The sequence below is a fragment of the Streptomyces hundungensis genome (assembly GCF_003627815.1).
Taxonomy (GTDB): domain Bacteria; phylum Actinomycetota; class Actinomycetes; order Streptomycetales; family Streptomycetaceae; genus Streptomyces; species Streptomyces hundungensis_A.
Genome location: NZ_CP032698.1, coordinates 5,087,778 through 5,104,440, shown reverse-complemented (window position 1 = coordinate 5,104,440; position 16,663 = coordinate 5,087,778). Strand labels below are relative to the sequence as shown.

Below are 16,663 nucleotides of genomic sequence, written 5' to 3'. Positions count from 1 at the left end.
CCGGCGGCTCAGCCGGTCGACGCGGAGTCCTCGGGGTCGACCTGCTGGTCGTCGGCGGCGCCCTGGAGAGGCGCGACCTTGGTCTTGGCGATCCAGGGTGCCTGGTAGTCGGCGAGCTGGATCTGGCTCGCGTTCCAGCTGCCGTAGCGCGGGTTCACGTCGACCTTCAGCTCCTTGGACGCCTTGACCAGGGCGGGCAGCAGATCCTGCTGGGTGCGGGCGCCGATCGCGCCGGCCAGCTTCTGCTCGGTGACCTGGCGCCGGACATAGGTGTCGATCTGGTCGGGGGCGAGCCCGCCCTGGCCCAGCGCCTGCTCGCGCAGCTGGTCCTCACCGCCGGCCTGCCGCACCATCGCGGCCCGCGCGTCCTGGACCTCCTTGGGGCTCACGCTCACCCCGGCCTGCTCGGCGGCGCGCGCAAGGACCCGGTCGAAGATCATGTTGCTGAGCTTCACCTTGCCGAGCTGCCCCGAGTCCTTGATCAACTGGGCGGACTGCGGGGACTTCTGCTGAGCCGTCCGTACGTCCTTGACCTCGGCCTGGAGCGCGGAGACCTCGATCCGTTCGCCCCCGACGACGGCGGCGGCCCCCGGATGGGCCGTACTCCCGCAGGCCGCGAGGAGCGGGCCCGCGGCGAGCAGGGCGACGGAGACGGAGAGCGCGGTACGACGGCGGCGGTGCAAAGGAGCCTCCCGGCGGAGCAGATACGTGCGGCGTGGCGACGGACCTTGCTAAGACCTTGCGATGATCGATGGTAGGCAGTCGAGGTGGCCGGGGCCACTGATTCGCCCAACGATTCGGGGCCCCCATCGGTCGCGGGGGTGAAGCCGGGTGAAGCGGCGCCGTCCATCGCGTGAACGGACGCCCGGGCCCGCTGTGTTGCCCCCGCGGGTCCGGCATATTCGACGGCAGCGCACAGCAAAGGACCTCGATGCCGACCCTCGAAGCCGCCCACGCCCCGCCGGTGGCCCCGGTACGCGGCCCCGCCGCCCGCCGCCCCGGCGCCCGGGCCGCCGCCCTCTCCGCACTGATCAGCCTGGTCTCGGTGTGCGGCGCGGACGCCGTCGCCGGGGTGATCCCGCTGGGCCCGCTCCAGCGCCACACCCGCGCCATCAACGACCTGGGCAACCAGTTCGTCCCCTTCCACGCCCACCTGTGGGACCTGCTGCACGGTCGCGCCGAGGGCGGGCTGCTCCTCAACTGGCAGTCGGGGTACGGGACTTCGTTCCTGCCCGACCTCGGTACGTATCTGGGCAGCCCGTTCGCCCCGCTCGTCGCGCTCTTCCCGCGCGACCGCATCGACCTCGCGGTGTACGCGATCACCGTCCTGAAGATGGCCGCCGCGGCCGCCGCGATGACGGTGCTGCTGCTCGCGCTGCGCCCGGTGGTCCGCCACCGCTGGGCGGCGGGGGTGCTCGGCGCCGCGTACGCGCTGTGCGGCTGGTCGGTCCTGGAGTCCATCTACAACCCGATGTGGCTGGACGGCCTGATCGCCTTCCCGCTGCTCTGCCTGGTCGGCCACTGGGCCAGGAGCGGCCGGCGGCCGGTCCTCGGCCCGCTGATCGTGGCGCTCGCCTGGATCGCCAACTTCTACACCGCGTACATGGCGACGATCGGAGCCGGGCTCGTCCTGCTCCTCCTCCTGTACGTGGACCGCGCGACGGACATGCGGTCGACGTACAGCAGGATCCGGACGGCGCTGGTGGCCGCGCGGTCGGTGGCGATCGGCGTCGGGCTCGCGGCGCCGATCCTGTTCACCGTCTACCTGGGCACCCGGCACGCGCACCCGGGCTGGGTGCGGGAGTTCGCGCCGGTGTCCTGGCCGGACTATCTGGCCCGCACCCTGCCCGGCACCTACTCCTTCTCCTCCCCCGCCGTCTTCCTCGGCACCGGCGCGCTCTTCCTCGCCTGCACCCTCGGCTTCCACCGCGCGGTTCCGCGCCGCGAACGGTTCGCGTGGAGCGGGCTCGCCCTCGCCGTCGCGCTCTCCTTCCAGTGGAAGCCGACCCATCTGGCCTGGCACGCCTTCGTCACCCCCAACGGCAGCCCTTACCGCCAGACGTTCGTCCTGTGCGGGCTGCTGGTGATCGCCGCCTGGGTCTCCCTGTCGTACGGCATACCCGGGCGGCGCGCGCTGCTCGGCGGGGGCGGTGTGCTCGCCCTGATCGCGGCGGGCGCCGCCTTCAGCGAACTGGTCTCCGCGTGGACGTATCCGCTGCTCGCGGCGGGCCTGGCGGCCACCGTGGGCGGCCTGTTCCTGGCCCGGCGCGGCCGGCGCGGGCCGACGCTCGTCGCGCTCGCCCTGCTGGCCGGGGCACAGATCGCCCAGGCGGGGGTGACGGTGGCGTACGGGGACCAGGAGCGGGCGGCCCGCATGGACGGCTATCCCGCCTGGAGTGCCCGGCACACGGCGCGCGCCGCACGGGAGTCGGAGGCTTCCGGCTGGCCCGCCTACCGCACCGACCCGGGCCGGCTCCAGATCACCAACAACGATCCGCTGCTGCTCGGCGGCGAGGGCGCTGCCTACTACTCCAGTCTCACCCCGGAGGTCTTGAACCGTACGCTGACCGCGCTCGGCGGCGGCTGGACCTCGCGGGGGCGGGCGGTGCAGACCCTGGACAACCCGGTGACCGACGCGATCTTCTCGGTGGGCGCGCGGATCCGCGTCGCGGGCAAGGACGGCGAGCCGGTACTGGTCCGGGCCGCCGCGACGCCGCCGCTGGTCACCCTCCGCCCGCCCGGGCCCCAACCGGCGTACGGCGACGACCCGTTCGGCAACCAGGAGCTTCTGCTCGGCGCCCGCGTCTATATGCGGCGCACCCTCGCCCAGGGCTGTCCCGCCGGGACCGACATCTTCCTGTGGGCGCCGGAACACTTCGGCAGCGCCCGCCTCGGGTCGGGGCCCGCCGTCGAGATGCGCGGCGGAGCACCCAGCCGCCGGGCTCCGATGTTGCCGTTCGGCACGTCGGCGGGCCCGGGCGCCGCCTCGCGCATCACCCTGAGCCCCGTCGACCGGCGTGCCGAACTGGGCTGCCTGGACCGGGTGGCGCTTGACCGGGCGGTCGCCGCCCTGCGGGCGAAGGGCGCCGCGAAGGTCTCGGTCGCGGACAGCTCGATCCGCGCCGAACTCCCCGCCGGGGCCACCGGAACGGCGGTGTTCGCGATGCCCCGCATCGCGGGCTGGAGCTGCCGCGTCGACGGCGCGGCGGCGGCCCCCGCGGGCGACTACCTGGGCCTGACCGCCGTCGCCCTGCCGTCCGGCGCCCGCGCGGTGGAGTGCTCCTTCCGCCCGCCGGGCCTGCGTTCGGGCTCGCTGGTGGGCGGCGCGGCACTGCTCGCGCTGCTAAGCGTGGCGGGGTGGGGCCGATACCGCCGGACGTCCCGGGCGGGCGGTTACGCCCCCCGGACTTCCCGCTGGTGGGCAAGGGCGCGGCGCAGCTCGGCGGGGTAGGGGTGCTGCGGGCCGTACACCCGTTCCGCGTCCCACAGCAGGGACTGGAGCTGCTGGTGGCCCGCCGCGTGGTCCCCGACCGCGAGGAGCAGATGCCCGATCCGGTGGCGGACGCCGAACGGGCGGGCCGGGTCGGTCGCGGCGTACAGCGCCTCGAAGCCGGGCAGCACCGACCGGTACTCGGCGAGCGCCGCGCCCGCCTCACCGAGCTGTTCGAGGCAGTGCGCCGCGTCGTGGCGGAAGTCCAGGGCGCCCGGGTCGGCAGGGCCCGCCTCGGCCGACCGGTCGGCGGCGAGCCGGCGCAGTTCGGGCAGGGCGCGCCGGTACTGGCCGTCGTCCATCAGCGTCGCCGCGTACTGCTTGCGCAGGATGCGTACCACCGGCGAGCGTTCGCCGTGCTCGGCCGCCGCGGCGGGCAGGATCGAGCCGAGGATGTCGACGGCCTGGGTGATGCGGCCCTCGCCGAGCAGCCGCTTGACCTCGTCGACGGCGCCCGCCACATCGGGCCGCGGCGGGACGGCGGGCAGCGGCGGCGCGCCGGCGGGCGGGCCGGGCGCGGGCCCCGGCCGGTCGGGCCAGGGCGCGTGCGGGCGCAGGAACGGCCGGGTCGGGTCGAGCGGGCCCGTGGGGCCGGGGCCGCCGCGCGCGGGAAGCAGCGGCGCCAGGTGCTCGTACACCTCCTGCGCACAACTCGGCCTGTCCTGAGGGTCCTTGGCGAGCAGCCGCAGCACCAGCGCTTCGAGGGACTCGGGCACTTCGGGCCGCACTCTGCGCACCGGAACCGGCGGCTCGTACAGATGGCGGTGCAGGACGCCGAGCGCGGTGGACCCCGCGAACGGGACGTCCCCGCTGAGCAGTTCGTGCAGCAGCACACCGAGCGCGTACAGATCGGTGCCCGGGCCGACGGCGCCGCCCATCGCCTGCTCGGGCGCCATGTAGGCGGGCGAGCCGATGGGGGAGCCGGTGTGGGTGAGGCGCGTCGTGTCGGTGTCCAGGACGGAGGCGACGCCCAGGTCGAGGACGGTCACCGTGCCGTCGGGGCGCACCATCACATTGCGCGGCTTGAGGTCGCGGTGGACGATCGGCACGGCGTGCACCGCCGAGAGCACCGCGCACAGCTGGGCGGCGACGGCCACCGTCCACGGCCAGGGGTAGGGCTCGTGCTCGGCGAGGTGGTCGGCGAGGTCCGCGCCCTCGACGTACTGCATGACGAGGTACAGGTCGTCGCCGTCGCCGCCCGCGTCGTGCACGGTGACGAGGCCGGGGTGGTCGACCTGCGCGGTCACCCGGCATTCGCGCACGAACCGGCGCCGCAGCTCGTCGACGTCCCCGCCCGCGCCGTGGCCGCCGGCGACCCGGTCGGGCCGCAGGAGTTTCACCGCGACCCGGCGGTCCAGACGCCGGTCGTACGCCGTCCACACCTGACCCATGCCGCCCTGGCCGAGGATCGCCGCCAGCTCGTAGCGGTCGGCGACGACCCGCCCCGCGGTCACCTGTCCCCGCCTCCGGTTCCCTTGCGCAGATACTGCGACAGCTCGTCGAGCTCGGCCCTGACCTGGTCGATGCGGGGCGCGCCCGCGGCGCTGGGCGGCGCGGGCGTCGGGGCGACGGGCGACGGGGGCGCGGCCGGCATGGGCGTCTCGGCGTACGGGTTCGCGTAAGGACCGAACCGGGGGGCCGTGGTGGCGGGTATGTGCGGCGGCCCGTATCCGGCGGGGGCGTACCGGCCGAAGGGGCCCGGCGTGAGCGGCGGACGGGAGGCGTGCCGGATGTCGGCGTACAGATAGAACCCCGTGCCGGCCACGGCGAGGCCGAGCAGACCGATCATGCCGACGTCCATCCGCCAGTCGTTCTCGTCGGGCGCGCGCATGATGAAGCCGAACGCGACCTGACACAGGGCCAGTTGGACCCAGAAAAGGACCCAGTGCGCGCGGCGCCGGGTCACGATCGCGAGCCTCAGCAGCGCCGCCCAGGACAGCATGCCGATGCTGACCAGCGGCACCAGCGCGAACAGCACGCGCAGCACGATCTGGCCCGCCCCCGAGGGGCGTGGCTGCGGCGGTCCATAGCCGGGGCCGTGCATTGCTGCTCCTGGAACTGGGACGGGTCAGGGAGATGAGCGTATACACCGCCACTGACATCGTCCCGGGTGATCCCCCCGCCGGTATCCAACTGTCATCAGGGACCGTCCGCGCCCCGGGCCACGGTCCTCGGCGGGGCCGCGCCGCGGCGTCACTCCGGCTCGACCGTGCCGTCCGTCAGACCGTCGTGCAGGCCCTGGACGAGCTGCTCGCCGAGGCGTCCCGCGAGCCGCAGCGCGTCCTCGAATGCGGCGAGCGCCCGGAACCGTTCCCCGTAGCGGCGCTGTTCGGCCAGCGCCAGCCGGGGCAGGTGCAGTCGGCGCACGTCGAGCCGGGAGGCGGTGGTGGCATAGCTGCTGGCCTGGCGGTTGTTGGCGGTGCCGCGCAGGAATCCGGCGAGGAACCACGGGTCCAGGGCGTCCGGTTCGGGCCGCAGCAGTTGGAGGTTGCGGCCGAGGGCCGCGCCCGCGTCGGCCTCGCTCACGACCCGGGCGACCGTGCCGCCGCCGAGCACGGGCACCACGACGTCGCCCGCCCGGGTCAGCACCGGCTCCTCGGCGGGCCCTTCGGGCAGGGCCCCCGAGGGCGCGGTGCCGGCCAGGACGTCGTGTTCGGTGAGGACGGGGGGACCGTCGGGGCCGGCGCCCGCGCCGCCCGGCCGCAGCACCAGGGCGCCCGCGCGGGCGAGTTCGCCGACGGTGGTGAGCCGGCGGTGGGCGGCCGGGCCGGAGGGGGGCGCGGGCGCGGCGGGCGGCGGGGTCAGCTCGGTGGTGCGCCGCAGGGCGGCGTCGAGACGTTCGCGTATGGCGTCGAGGGCGGCGGCGCCCTCGGCGGCGGGCGGCGGCAGATGGCGGGCCGGGGAGAGGTCGACGTCGTCGTCGAGGAGGTCGATGACCGGCACCGACCGGCTGAGCCCGGCCCGTTCGGCGACCGTGCCGTCCCGGTCGAAGGGCGTCCAGGCGTCGAGCACCGCCGAGCGCAGGGCGGGCCAGGGCAGCCGGTCGCGGCCGCCGTCGACCGCGACGCCCTCGATGCCCGCGGTGTCGACGAGGAGCAGCTCGGGCGCACCGCCCGCGGTGGCGGCGCCCGGCCGGCGCAGCACCCACAGGTGCAGGGGGATGCCGTACGGGGGCGCGGCCCCGGCGGGCAGCGCGACGACCGCGCGCAGCGCGCCGCGGCGCAGCAGGTCGGCGCGGACGCGGCGCCCCGAGCGGCGGGAGGCGGCCGCGGGCGGCATCAGGAGCACGGCGGTGCCGCCCTCGCGCAGCCGGGCCAACGCGTGCTGCACCCAGGCGAGTTCGGACTCGGTGCGGGCGGGCAGGCCGTACTCCCAGCGCGGGTCGTAGGCGAGTTCGTCATGGCCCCAGGACCGCTCGTTGAACGGCGGGTGGCACAGCACGGCGTCGGCGGCGAGGTGCTCGAAGGCGTCCGCGCGCAGCGAGTCGGCGGCCGCGGCGCGCACGTCGGCGGTGCCGGCCAGGGCGAGCCGGAGTCCGGTGAGGGCGGCGAGGTCGGGGTCGGCGTCCTGGGCATGCAGGGCGCCGGCATCGGGCAGCGCGCACAACAGGGTGCCGGTGCCGCAGGCCGGGTCGAGGACGGTGGCCGCGGGTCCGGCGAGGGCGGCCATCAGCTCGGCGGGGCCCCGCGGAGTGAGCGTGTACTGGCGGGGGTTGGCGTCGAGGTGGCGTCCGAGCAGGAACTCGAAGGCCTCCCGGGCGCCCACCTCCCCGGCGAGTTCGGCAGCGCCGCGCACCAGGGGGACGGAGGGGGCGAGATCGGCGACGCCGGGAGTGTTCACAGAGCGACTGTGAACACCGCGATCCCCCGGTGGGCGGCCCTGTCCCCGCCCTCCCCGATGCGGCGCGGGGCCCGCCTGCCCGAACCGCTCCCCGAGCACCTCTTCGATCAGCGCCGGCAGCCGCGCGGTGAGTTCCGTGTCGTCGAGGGCCGCCAACTCCCGCCAGGCGGTGGGTCGTTCGCGTACGACGAGGAGGGCGCAGCCCGCGTGTACCAGGGCGGTGAGGGCGCCCGCGGGGTGGGCGGAGAGCTGTTGCCAGATCCGTTCGCGCAGCGGGACCTCGGCCACCTTGCCCTGCTCGCGCAGCCATCGCTCGACGTCATGGAGGGCGAAGGAGGGGCTGGTCTCGGTGCCGCCGACGGGCTTGGGGAAGTCGGCATGTCTGCGGCGCCAGTTGCTGACGGCCGCGCGGCCCACCCCCGCGAGCCGGGCGATGGCGGCGGCGGTCACCTCTACTGCTTGGTCCGGCACCTGTACTGCTCCCCTCGTGCGCTGGAGGCCGACCCTATCGAACCCGGGCCGGAGCGCCCTATTCACGTCGTGAACAAGGAGATTCACGTGAACGAGGTTGACTCGGTTCACAGGCGTCTGCTCTGATGTGCCCGGGCTCGCCACCTGCCGGCGCGCCCGCCCCACCCCGCTCTACCGCCCCCAGGGGGAGTTCACGCCATGCGCCGCCGCACCACAGCCACCGCCAGCGTCCTGTTCGTCTGCGCCACCACGGCCCTGACGGCCTGTTCGAGCTCGGGCTCCCCCACGGCGTCGGCCAAGAACTCGCCCGCCGCCTCCAGCCCGGCCGCTCCCGCCAAGCCGAAGGGCCCCTTCGCCGACCGCACCGCCGGCCAGGTGTTCACGGACGCGGTGAAGGCGAACCGTCAGGCCTCCTCGCTGCGGCTCAAGGCGGACATAGCCGACGCCACCGACGGCCCCACCAAGCTCGATCTGCTGATGGACACCAAGGGCGACTGCACCGGCACCATCGGGTCGGGCAAGGACGCCGTCAGCCTCATCAAGACCGGCAAGACGGTCTATATGCACCAGGCCAACACCCACACCTGGAGCAAGTCGGACACGACGTCCGCCAACGGCAAGGACCTCGCCTCGGTCTGCGACCTGAACGACTACCTGACCGATCCCGGCCAGGACAACGCGGCCACCAAGGGCGCGACCACCACCGTCGACGGGCGGCCCGCACTCGTGCTCACCGAGAAGGACGGCAACGAGAGCTACACCATCGACGTGGCGACCACGGGCAAGCCCTACCTCCTGAAGATGGTCACCGTGGGCGGCGACAGCCCCGGCACCCTCGCCTTCTCCGACTTCGACAAGCCCGTCCACGCGGTCGCCCCGCCGAAGTCCGCCATCACCGCCGGCTGAGCCGGCCACCCTTCGGCTCCCCGGCGGCTCAGCCCGCCGGGAGCTTCTGGTCGGGACAGCCGTCAAGGACCGTCTTCATGGCGGCCTTCTCGGCATCGGTCAGCCACACGCCGTACTTCTTCTTCACCGCCACCTGATCCGCCACATACGTACAGCGGTACGCCTTGTACGGCGGCAGCCAGGTCGCCGCGTCGCCGTCGCTCTTGCGGCGGTTGGCGCTCGCGTCGACGGCGATCAGGTTCAGCGGATCGTTGGCGAACGCGGCCCGCTTCTGCCTGTCCCACTGCTGGGCGCCCTTCTGCCACGCGTCCGACAGCGCCACCACATGATCGATGTCGATCTTGCTGGCACCCCGGGTGAACGTGATGGACTCCCCGGTGTACGGGTCGTGGACGAGCCGGCCGGACGCGATGTCGCACTTGTCCTTCAGCTTCACGTCCACCAGGTCCCGCTTGAGTATGTCCTCGCGGGTCTCACAGCCGTTGTGATCGGTGTCCGTCCAGCCCTTGCCGAACTGGTCCCGGCTGTACCCGGTCTTCGGCGCCCGCCCCTTGACGGGCAGCGCGTCCACCGCGGACAGCGCGGACCCGGCCGCGCCCTTCGGCCCGGGCGCACCGCCCTTCCCGGCGCCGTCACCCCCGCAGCCGGTGAGCACGAGCGAGGCCGCGAGGGCGGTCGCGGGCAGGGCAGTTCGATAGATACGCATCAAAGCGGGCCGTCCTGGCAGCAGTTGGCGGAACCTCGCAATCCTAGGTACTCCTACCCGGCCCACCGCCGGACAAAAAGCCCCCGAGACAGACCGCCACGCTTCAGGACCCCAGGATCGTGGTGAGGAACTCACCCGTCCAGGCCAGCAGTTCCCGCCCGACCACCGGCTTGCCGCCGATCTTCCCCGCGGTCGGGCGCGGCACCAGGATCTGCCGGGTGGCCGCCTTGATGACCGTACGGGGGTGCAGGCGCTTGAGACGCAGCTCCTGCGACTCCCTCAACTCCACCGGAGCGAACCGGATGTTGGGCCCCTGGAGCACGATCTCCCCGACCCCGCAGGCCCGGGCCAGCATCCTCAGGCCCGCGACCAGGAGCAGGTTCTCGACCGGCTCGGGCAGCTTGCCGTACCGGTCGGTGAGCTCCTCGCGCACCGCCTTGACGTCCTCCTCGGAGTTGGCCGCGGCGATCGCCCGATAGGCCTGGAGGCGCAGCCGCTCGCCCGGCGCGTAGTCGTGCGGGACGTGCGCGTCGACCGGCAGCTCGATCTTGACCTCCAGCGGCGCCTCCTCCTGCTCGCCGCCCTCCATCTGCGCCCGGTAGTCGGCGACCGCCTCGCCGACCATGCGGACGTACAGGTCGAAACCGACGCCCGCGATGTGCCCCGACTGCTCGCCGCCGAGGAGGTTGCCCGCGCCCCGGATCTCCAGGTCCTTCATCGCCACATACATGCCCGCGCCCATCTCGGTGTGCTGGGCGATCGTGGCGAGCCGCTCGTGCGCCGTCTCGGTCAGCGGCTTCTCCGGCGGATACAGGAAGTAGGCGTAACCGCGGTCGCGGCCCCGGCCCACCCGGCCGCGCAACTGGTGCAGCTGGGAGAGGCCGAAGTTGTCGCCGCGCTCCACGATGAGGGTGTTGGCGTTGGAGATGTCGATGCCCGACTCGACGATCGTCGTGGAGACCAGCACGTCGAACTTCTTCTCCCAGAAGTCGACGACGACCTGCTCCAGCTGGCTCTCGCCCATCTGCCCGTGCGCGATCTGGATGCGCGCCTCGGGCACGATCTCGCGCAGCCGGGCCGCGGCCCGGTCGATGGACTCGACCCGGTTGTGGATGTAGAAGACCTGACCCTCGCGCAGCAGCTCACGCCGGACGGCGGCGCCGATCTGCTTCTCCTCGTACGGCCCGACGAAGGTCAGGACGGGGTGGCGCTCCTCCGGCGGGGTGGTGATCGTCGACATCTCGCGAATGCCCGTCACGGCCATTTCGAGCGTACGGGGAATGGGCGTCGCGGACATCGTCAGGACGTCCACGTTGGCGCGCAGCTTCTTCAGCTGCTCCTTGTGCTCGACGCCGAAACGCTGCTCCTCGTCGACGATGACCAGGCCCAGGTCCTTGAACTTGGTCTCCGAGGAGAACAGCCGGTGCGTGCCGATGACGAGGTCGACCGACCCGTCCTTCAAGCCCTCAAGGGTCGCCTTCGCCTCGGTGTCGCTCTGGAAGCGGCTCAACGCCCGCACCACGACCGGGAATTGGGCGTAGCGCTCGGTGAAGGTGCCGAAGTGCTGCTGCACCAGGAGTGTCGTCGGCACCAGAACGGCGACCTGCTTGCCGTCCTGTACGGCCTTGAACGCGGCGCGCACCGCGATCTCGGTCTTTCCGTAGCCCACGTCGCCACAGATCAGCCGGTCCATCGGGACCGTCTTCTCCATGTCCTCCTTGACCTCGGCGATCGTGGACAGCTGATCGGGGGTCTCCGTGTACGGGAAGGCGTCCTCCAGCTCGCGCTGCCAGGGCGTGTCGGCGCCGAACGCGTGGCCGGGCGCCGCCATGCGGGCGCTGTAGAGCCGGATCAGGTCGGCGGCGATCTCCTTGACGGCCTTCTTCGCGCGCGCCTTGGTCTTGGTCCAGTCGGCGCCACCGAGCCGGTGCAGCGTCGGGGCCTCGCCGCCGACGTACTTGGTCACCTGCTCCAGCTGGTCGGTGGGGATGTAGAGCCGGTCGCCGGGCTGCCCGCGCTTGGCGGGCGCGTACTCGACCAGCAGGTACTCGCGGGTCGCGTTCTGCACGGTGCGCTGCACCATCTCGATGTAGCGGCCCACACCGTGCTGCTCGTGCACGATGTAGTCGCCCACCTCCAGGGTGAGCGGGTCGATGGTCTTGCGGCGGCGGGCCGGCATCCGGCCCAGGTCCTTGGTGGCGGAGCGCTGGCCGGTGAGGTCGGTCTCGGTCAGGACCGCGAGCCCCAGCGCGGGATCCACGAAGCCGAAGTCGATGGCGCCGCACGTCACCTGGACCACCGAAGGGGTCAGCTCGTCGATCTCCGCGTCGAGCCGGGCCGCGATGCCCTCGCCGCCGAGCACCTCGACGGTGCGCGACGCCGGGCCGTGACCGGCCGTCACATACACCGTGCGCCAGCCGTCGGCCAGCCACTGCTTGGTGTCGGCGAGCGCCCGCTGGATGTCACCGCGGTAGGCCTCGGGGGCGTGCATGCCCAGCTTGAGGGTTTCGTCATCCAGGTCGGCGTCATCGGCGGCGAACGGCGACACCGACCACCACATCATGTTCAGCTCACGGGCCCGGTCGCGTACGTCGGCGATGCCCCACAGGGAGGCCGCGTCCACGTCGATGGGCGCCTCTCCCCCGCCCGCGCTCGCCGCCCAGGACGCCTGGAGGAACTCCTGGCTGGTGGCGACCAGGTCCGCGGCTCGCGTCCGCACCCGCTCCGGGTCGCACACCACGGCCATCGAACCCTGCGGCAGCACGTCGATGAGCAGCTCCATCTCGTCGACGAGGACCGGCGCGAGGGACTCCATGCCCTCCACCGCGATCCCCTCGGCGATCTTGCCGAGGAGCTCGCCGAGCTCGGGGTGCTGCTCGGCGAGGGCCGCCGCGCGGGTGCGCACCTCGTCGGTGAGCAGCAGCTCACGGCAGGGCGGCGCCCACAGTCCGTGCTCGGCGACCTCCAGGGAACGCTGGTCGGCGACCTTGAAGTACCGGATCTCCTCGACGTCGTCGCCCCAGAACTCCACCCGCAGCGGGTGCTCCTCGGTGGGCGGGAACACATCGAGGATCCCGCCCCGGACCGCGAACTCCCCTCGCTTCTCGACGAGTTCGACCCGGGCGTACGCGGCGGCGGCGAGCCCCTCCACGATCTCGTTCAGATCCGCGGACTGCCCGGTCCGCAGCGAGACGGGCTCCAGATCCCCGAGCCCCTTGACCTGCGGTTGCAGTACGGAGCGGATGGGCGCGACGACGACGCTCACGGGCCCGGCGGACGGGTCGTCCTTGCTGGGGTGGGACAGCCGGCGCAGCACGGCGAGGCGCCGGCCCACGGTGTCGCTGCGCGGCGAGAGGCGTTCGTGCGGCAGCGTCTCCCAGGACGGGTACTCCACGATCTCCTCGGCCGGCAGCATCGAGCGCAGGGCGGCCGCCAGGTCCTCGGCCTCGCGGCCGGTGGCGGTCACCGCGAGCACGGAGCGGCCCGCGTCACGCGCCAGCGCGGCGATCGCGAAGGGGCGGGCGGCGGGGGGGCCGACCAGGTCGAGGTGCATCCGGTGGCCGTCGGTGGCGGCCCTCACCGCTTCGGCGAGCGCGGGGTCTCGTACGACGGCATCCAGCAGACCGTGCAGGCTCATGAAGGGCATCCATCCCGGGGAGTGGGCAACGCGAAGCGCCCGACACGTCGTACGGGCCGGGGCTCCCAGCGTACGACGCCCCACCCCCACCCGCCTCCGCATCCCCACCCCCTCCCCCGCACCGGGGGTGCCCTCCCCCTCACCGGGGGTGCCCGCACGCGGGGCCCCCGCCCCCAACCCCTCCTCGCCCCTCGCACCGGGGCGCCCGCCCGCGGGGTTCCCCGCGCCCCTGAAAACCCGTCTCCGCCCGCGGACCGTGCGTGGCTGGTCGCGCAGTTCCCCGCGCCCCCAATACCCGTCTTCGTCCGCGGACCGTGCCCACGTCTCGCGCAGTTCCCCGCGCCCCTAAACCCTCGGTCATGTGCGGACCGTGCCCGCGTCTCGCGCAGTTCCTCGCGCGCCCAAAACCCTCTCGGATCTGCGGACCGTGCTCGCTTCTCGCGCAGTTCCCCGCGCCCCTGAACCCTCGGTCGTGTGCGGACCGTGGTCGCTACTCGCGCAGTTCCTCGCGCCCCTTCAAACCCGTTTTCGTCTGCGAGCCGTGCGTGGCTGGGCGCGCAGTTCCCCGCGCCCCTAGCTACTCGGTGCTGGGCCGCATCGGCCACCTCAGCCTGTCATGGGGGTCCCCCCTGGCCCTTAAGGCCTTGGGGGAGATTGAGGACGAGCGCCGTTCAGGCGCGAACGGGGTCTGGGGCGGAGCCCCAGGAGGGCCGGGCCGTCCAACCCTGCGCCTACGGGCGGGTGGGTGGGCGAACGCGTTGGGGTCTGGGGCGGAGCCCCAGGAGGCCCGGGCCATCCAACCCCGTCACGGGTGGGTGGGCAAAAGGGCCGGGGGCTGGGGCGGAGCCCCAGGGGGCCGGGGGAGAAAGTTGGGGGGTGGTGTCAACCGGGGGGAGGGTTCGGGGCGTATACCCCGTGAAGACCGTTCAGCCACAGGAGCCGCATTGACCGACGCCGAGTTCGAGGAGTTCTACACGCACTCCGTGAAACCGCTGGTCGGCCAGGTGTACCTGATGACCGGCGACCTCCACGAGGCCCAGGACGTAGTCCAGGAGGCCTTCGTGAGGGCCTGGACCCGCCGCGCGAGGCTGGACGCGGGCGCGGGCCCGGACGCCTGGGTGCGCACCACCGCCTGGCGACTCGCCGTGAGCCGCTGGCGCAGGGGCCGCCGCGCCACGGAGGCCTGGCGCCGCCACAGCCGGGCCCACACCACCGAGGCCCCCGCCCCGGACCCCGGCACCGTCGCCCTGATCGACGCCCTGCGAGAGCTCTCCGACCGCCAGCGCCGGGTCGCCGTACTGCACTACGTGTGCGACCTGAGCGTGGACCAGGTCGCCCACGAGACCGGCATCTCCGCCGGCACCGTCAAGACGCACCTGTCGCGCGCCCGGGCCGCCCTCGCGCCCCGTCTCCTGGAGGAGGAACACGGTGTCTGACCCCCACCGGGACGACCGGGACGACCGGAACGGCCGGGCCGAGGAGTCCCTGGCCCGCGCCCTGAAGCGGGCCGCCGACACGGCCGCCCGCGCCGCCGCGCCCGAGCCCGCCGGCCACGTGACCGCCCGCGGACTGCGGCGCCGGCGGCGCAACCTGGCCGCGCTCGCCGCCTGCGCGGTGTGTCTGCTCGCGGGATCCGGCGCCGCGCTCGGCCTGCGGCTCCAGCAGGGCGACCCGGTGCCGCCCGCCTCCGTGCCGACCAACGGCTCGCCGTCGCCGGGGGACGGCTCGGGCCCGCCGTCGCTGCGCCCCAGCCCCTCCTTCCCCAGCTCGTCAGGGTCGGGGTCGGGGTCGGGGTCGGCACCGGCGTCGGCGTCCTCGTCGGGGTCCTCGTCGGCGTCGGCATCCGCGGACAGCATCACCGCGACCCCCTCCGGCCTTCCCCCCTCCTTCTCTCCCCGCTCCGGCTCCTCCGTCACCCCGACCACCCCCGCCCGCTGAACCAAGGAGCACCGCCCGTGTCCGGAGTTCTCCTCGCCCTGCCCGACACCGCCGCCCGTACGGGTGGCGAGGGGCCGCGGGCGGACGGGGGCCGTGCGGCGCCCCCACACATACGGTCGCGGCCGGCCGCCGACCCGTATCTGCTCGCCGCCGCACTCTTCGCCGCGTACACCACCCTCAGCGTCCTGCGGTACCGCCGGATGGAGACGCGCTCCTGGGACCTGGGGATCTTCGAGCAGGTGGTCCGCGCCTACGCCCATCTCCAGGCGCCGGTCGCCGATCTGAAGGGGCCGGGCGCCAACGTCCTCGGGGACCACTTCAGCCCGGTGACCGCCCTGCTCGCCCCGGCCTACCGGCTGTTCCCGACGCCGGTGACCCTGCTCGTCGCCCAGGCCGCCCTGTTCGCCCTGGCCGCGATCCCGGTGACCCGCGCCGCGGCGCGGCTGCTCGGGCGTGGGCCCGGGCTCGCGATCGGCGCCGCGTTCGGACTCTCCTGGGGCATCCAGCGCGCCGTCGACTTCGACTTCCACGAGATCTGCTTCGCCGTCCCGCTGATCGCCTTCGGCCTGGAGGCCGTGGTGCGCGGGCGGTGGCGGGCGGCCCTGCTGTACGCGCTGCCGCTGACCCTGGTGAAGGAGGACCTCGGTCTCACGACGGCCGCGCTCGCCGTCGTGGTCGCGGTGCGCGCCCGCCGGACCTCCCCCGGGGCGGTGCGCCGGGCGATGCTCGTGGCGGCGTTCGGCACGGTGGCCACGCTGATCACCCTCACCGTGGTGATACCCGCGTTCAACTCCGGGGTCGGCTACGACTACTGGAGCAAGATGGGCGGCGGCGGGGGCCCGCTGGCCGCCTGGGACGTCAAGGTCCGCACCCTGCTGTGGACGCTCGTCCCCACCACCGGCCTCCTCGCGCTGCGCTCCCCGCTGCTGCTCGTCGCGCTGCCCACCCTCGGCTGGCGCTTCCTCTCCTTCGACGACCACTACTGGTCGACGGATTGGCACTACAGCGCGGTCCTGATGCCGGTCCTCGCGCTGGCCCTGGCCGACGCGGTGGCCACCGCGCGCACCAGCCCCCGCCCGTGGTTGCGCTCGTACGCCCGGGCTCTGCCCGCCTGCGCCGCCGCGGCCGCCCTCGCCCTGACGCCCTCGCTGCCATTGGCCGCCCTGACCGAGCACGACACGTACCGCAAGAGCCCTCAAGTGGCCGCCGTGGAGGGGCTGTTGGCTCGGATTCCGGACGGGGCGACCGTGGAGGCGGACATCGGGCCCATCGCCCGCCTCACCTCCCGCTGCCGGGTCTTCTGGGTGGGCGCCGCCCGCCCGGTGCTCCCGCGCTACATCGCCATCGACAACTCCGACGGCTGGGCCGGCGATCCCGTCCAGTACGCGACGACCCTGCACCCCGGCGCCGTCTACACGGTCACCGGGGTGGCAGGGGGTTACGTCCTGCTCGAACTCGGGCCCCACCCCTGACGGCCCCAGCTCTGAGGGCCCCAGCTCCGGCGGCCCTCAGCTCTGGCGGCTCTAGGGCCTGTCCGGCGGATCTTGTCTAGGACGCGGGGGGCTGGCACGCCCATCTGCGGCGTTGTCGTCGGTTGCCGACGCTCCGCGTCGCCGCCCTCCTCCGCCTTGCAGCTGGACGCACCAGCCCCCCGCTCACCAGCACCACAAGGCCA

Annotated in this window: 11 protein-coding genes; 5 read left to right on the top strand and 6 right to left on the bottom strand. The window is 73.8% G+C overall.

The features are described from left to right. Positions 1–8: 8 nt before the first annotated feature. Positions 9–683, bottom strand: a complete 675-nt coding sequence (locus tag DWB77_RS22670; protein ID WP_120722993.1) for a SurA N-terminal domain-containing protein — start codon at positions 681–683, stop codon at positions 9–11. Between the two features lie 248 nt (positions 684–931). On the opposite strand from DWB77_RS22670, the gene DWB77_RS22665 reads away from it, so the two are divergent. Beyond that, positions 932–3,451 (top strand): YfhO family protein, encoded by a 2,520-nt coding sequence (locus DWB77_RS22665; RefSeq protein WP_120722992.1) that lies wholly within the window; start codon positions 932–934, stop codon positions 3,449–3,451. Here the strand turns inward: DWB77_RS22665 and DWB77_RS22660 are convergent. The 3 genes from DWB77_RS22660 to DWB77_RS22650 form a co-directional block, all read right to left on the bottom strand. Beyond that, positions 3,394–4,944, bottom strand: coding sequence for a protein kinase domain-containing protein (locus DWB77_RS22660; protein WP_428985139.1), 1,551 nt, complete (start codon positions 4,942–4,944; stop codon positions 3,394–3,396). The genes DWB77_RS22665 and DWB77_RS22660 overlap by 58 nt on opposite strands. Further along, positions 4,941–5,534, bottom strand: a complete 594-nt coding sequence (locus DWB77_RS22655; protein WP_120722991.1) for a hypothetical protein — start codon at positions 5,532–5,534, stop codon at positions 4,941–4,943. The genes DWB77_RS22660 and DWB77_RS22655 overlap by 4 nt, the downstream gene beginning before the upstream one ends. 149 nt (positions 5,535–5,683) lie before the next feature. Then, entirely contained in the window at positions 5,684–7,801 is a 2,118-nt protein-coding gene (locus DWB77_RS22650) for an N-6 DNA methylase (RefSeq protein ID WP_174248607.1), read from the bottom strand. Between the two features lie 198 nt (positions 7,802–7,999). Here DWB77_RS22650 and DWB77_RS22645 point away from each other — a divergent pair, with 198 nt between their 5' ends. Further along, positions 8,000–8,707 carry a hypothetical protein gene (locus DWB77_RS22645; protein WP_120722989.1) on the top strand — a complete coding sequence of 236 codons (708 nt, stop codon included), beginning with the start codon at positions 8,000–8,002 and terminating at the stop codon, positions 8,705–8,707. Positions 8,708–8,735: 28 nt separating this feature from the next. Here the strand turns inward: DWB77_RS22645 and DWB77_RS22640 are convergent, their stop codons facing one another. Together DWB77_RS22640 and mfd are read right to left on the bottom strand one after the other, a co-directional pair. Further along, positions 8,736–9,413 carry an HNH endonuclease family protein gene (locus tag DWB77_RS22640; protein ID WP_120722988.1) on the bottom strand — a complete coding sequence of 226 codons (678 nt, stop codon included), beginning with the start codon at positions 9,411–9,413 and terminating at the stop codon, positions 8,736–8,738. Positions 9,414–9,516: 103 nt separating this feature from the next. Beyond that, positions 9,517–13,050 (bottom strand): transcription-repair coupling factor, encoded by a 3,534-nt coding sequence (gene mfd / locus DWB77_RS22635; protein ID WP_120722987.1) that lies wholly within the window; start codon positions 13,048–13,050, stop codon positions 9,517–9,519. Between the two features lie 944 nt (positions 13,051–13,994). Here mfd and DWB77_RS22630 point away from each other — a divergent pair. The 3 genes from DWB77_RS22630 to DWB77_RS22620 are packed head-to-tail and all read left to right on the top strand — an operon-like array spanning position 13,995 to position 16,460. Next, positions 13,995–14,486, top strand: coding sequence for a SigE family RNA polymerase sigma factor (locus DWB77_RS22630; protein WP_120722986.1), 492 nt, complete (start codon positions 13,995–13,997; stop codon positions 14,484–14,486). Further along, a complete protein-coding gene (locus DWB77_RS22625; protein WP_120722985.1) occupies positions 14,479–14,988 on the top strand; it encodes a hypothetical protein in 510 nt (169 codons plus the stop codon). Before DWB77_RS22630 ends, DWB77_RS22625 begins: the two co-directional genes overlap by 8 nt. Before the next feature lie 17 nt (positions 14,989–15,005). Continuing rightward, entirely contained in the window at positions 15,006–16,460 is a 1,455-nt protein-coding gene (locus DWB77_RS22620; protein WP_428985138.1) for a DUF2079 domain-containing protein, read from the top strand. Positions 16,461–16,663: the final 203 nt, after the last annotated feature.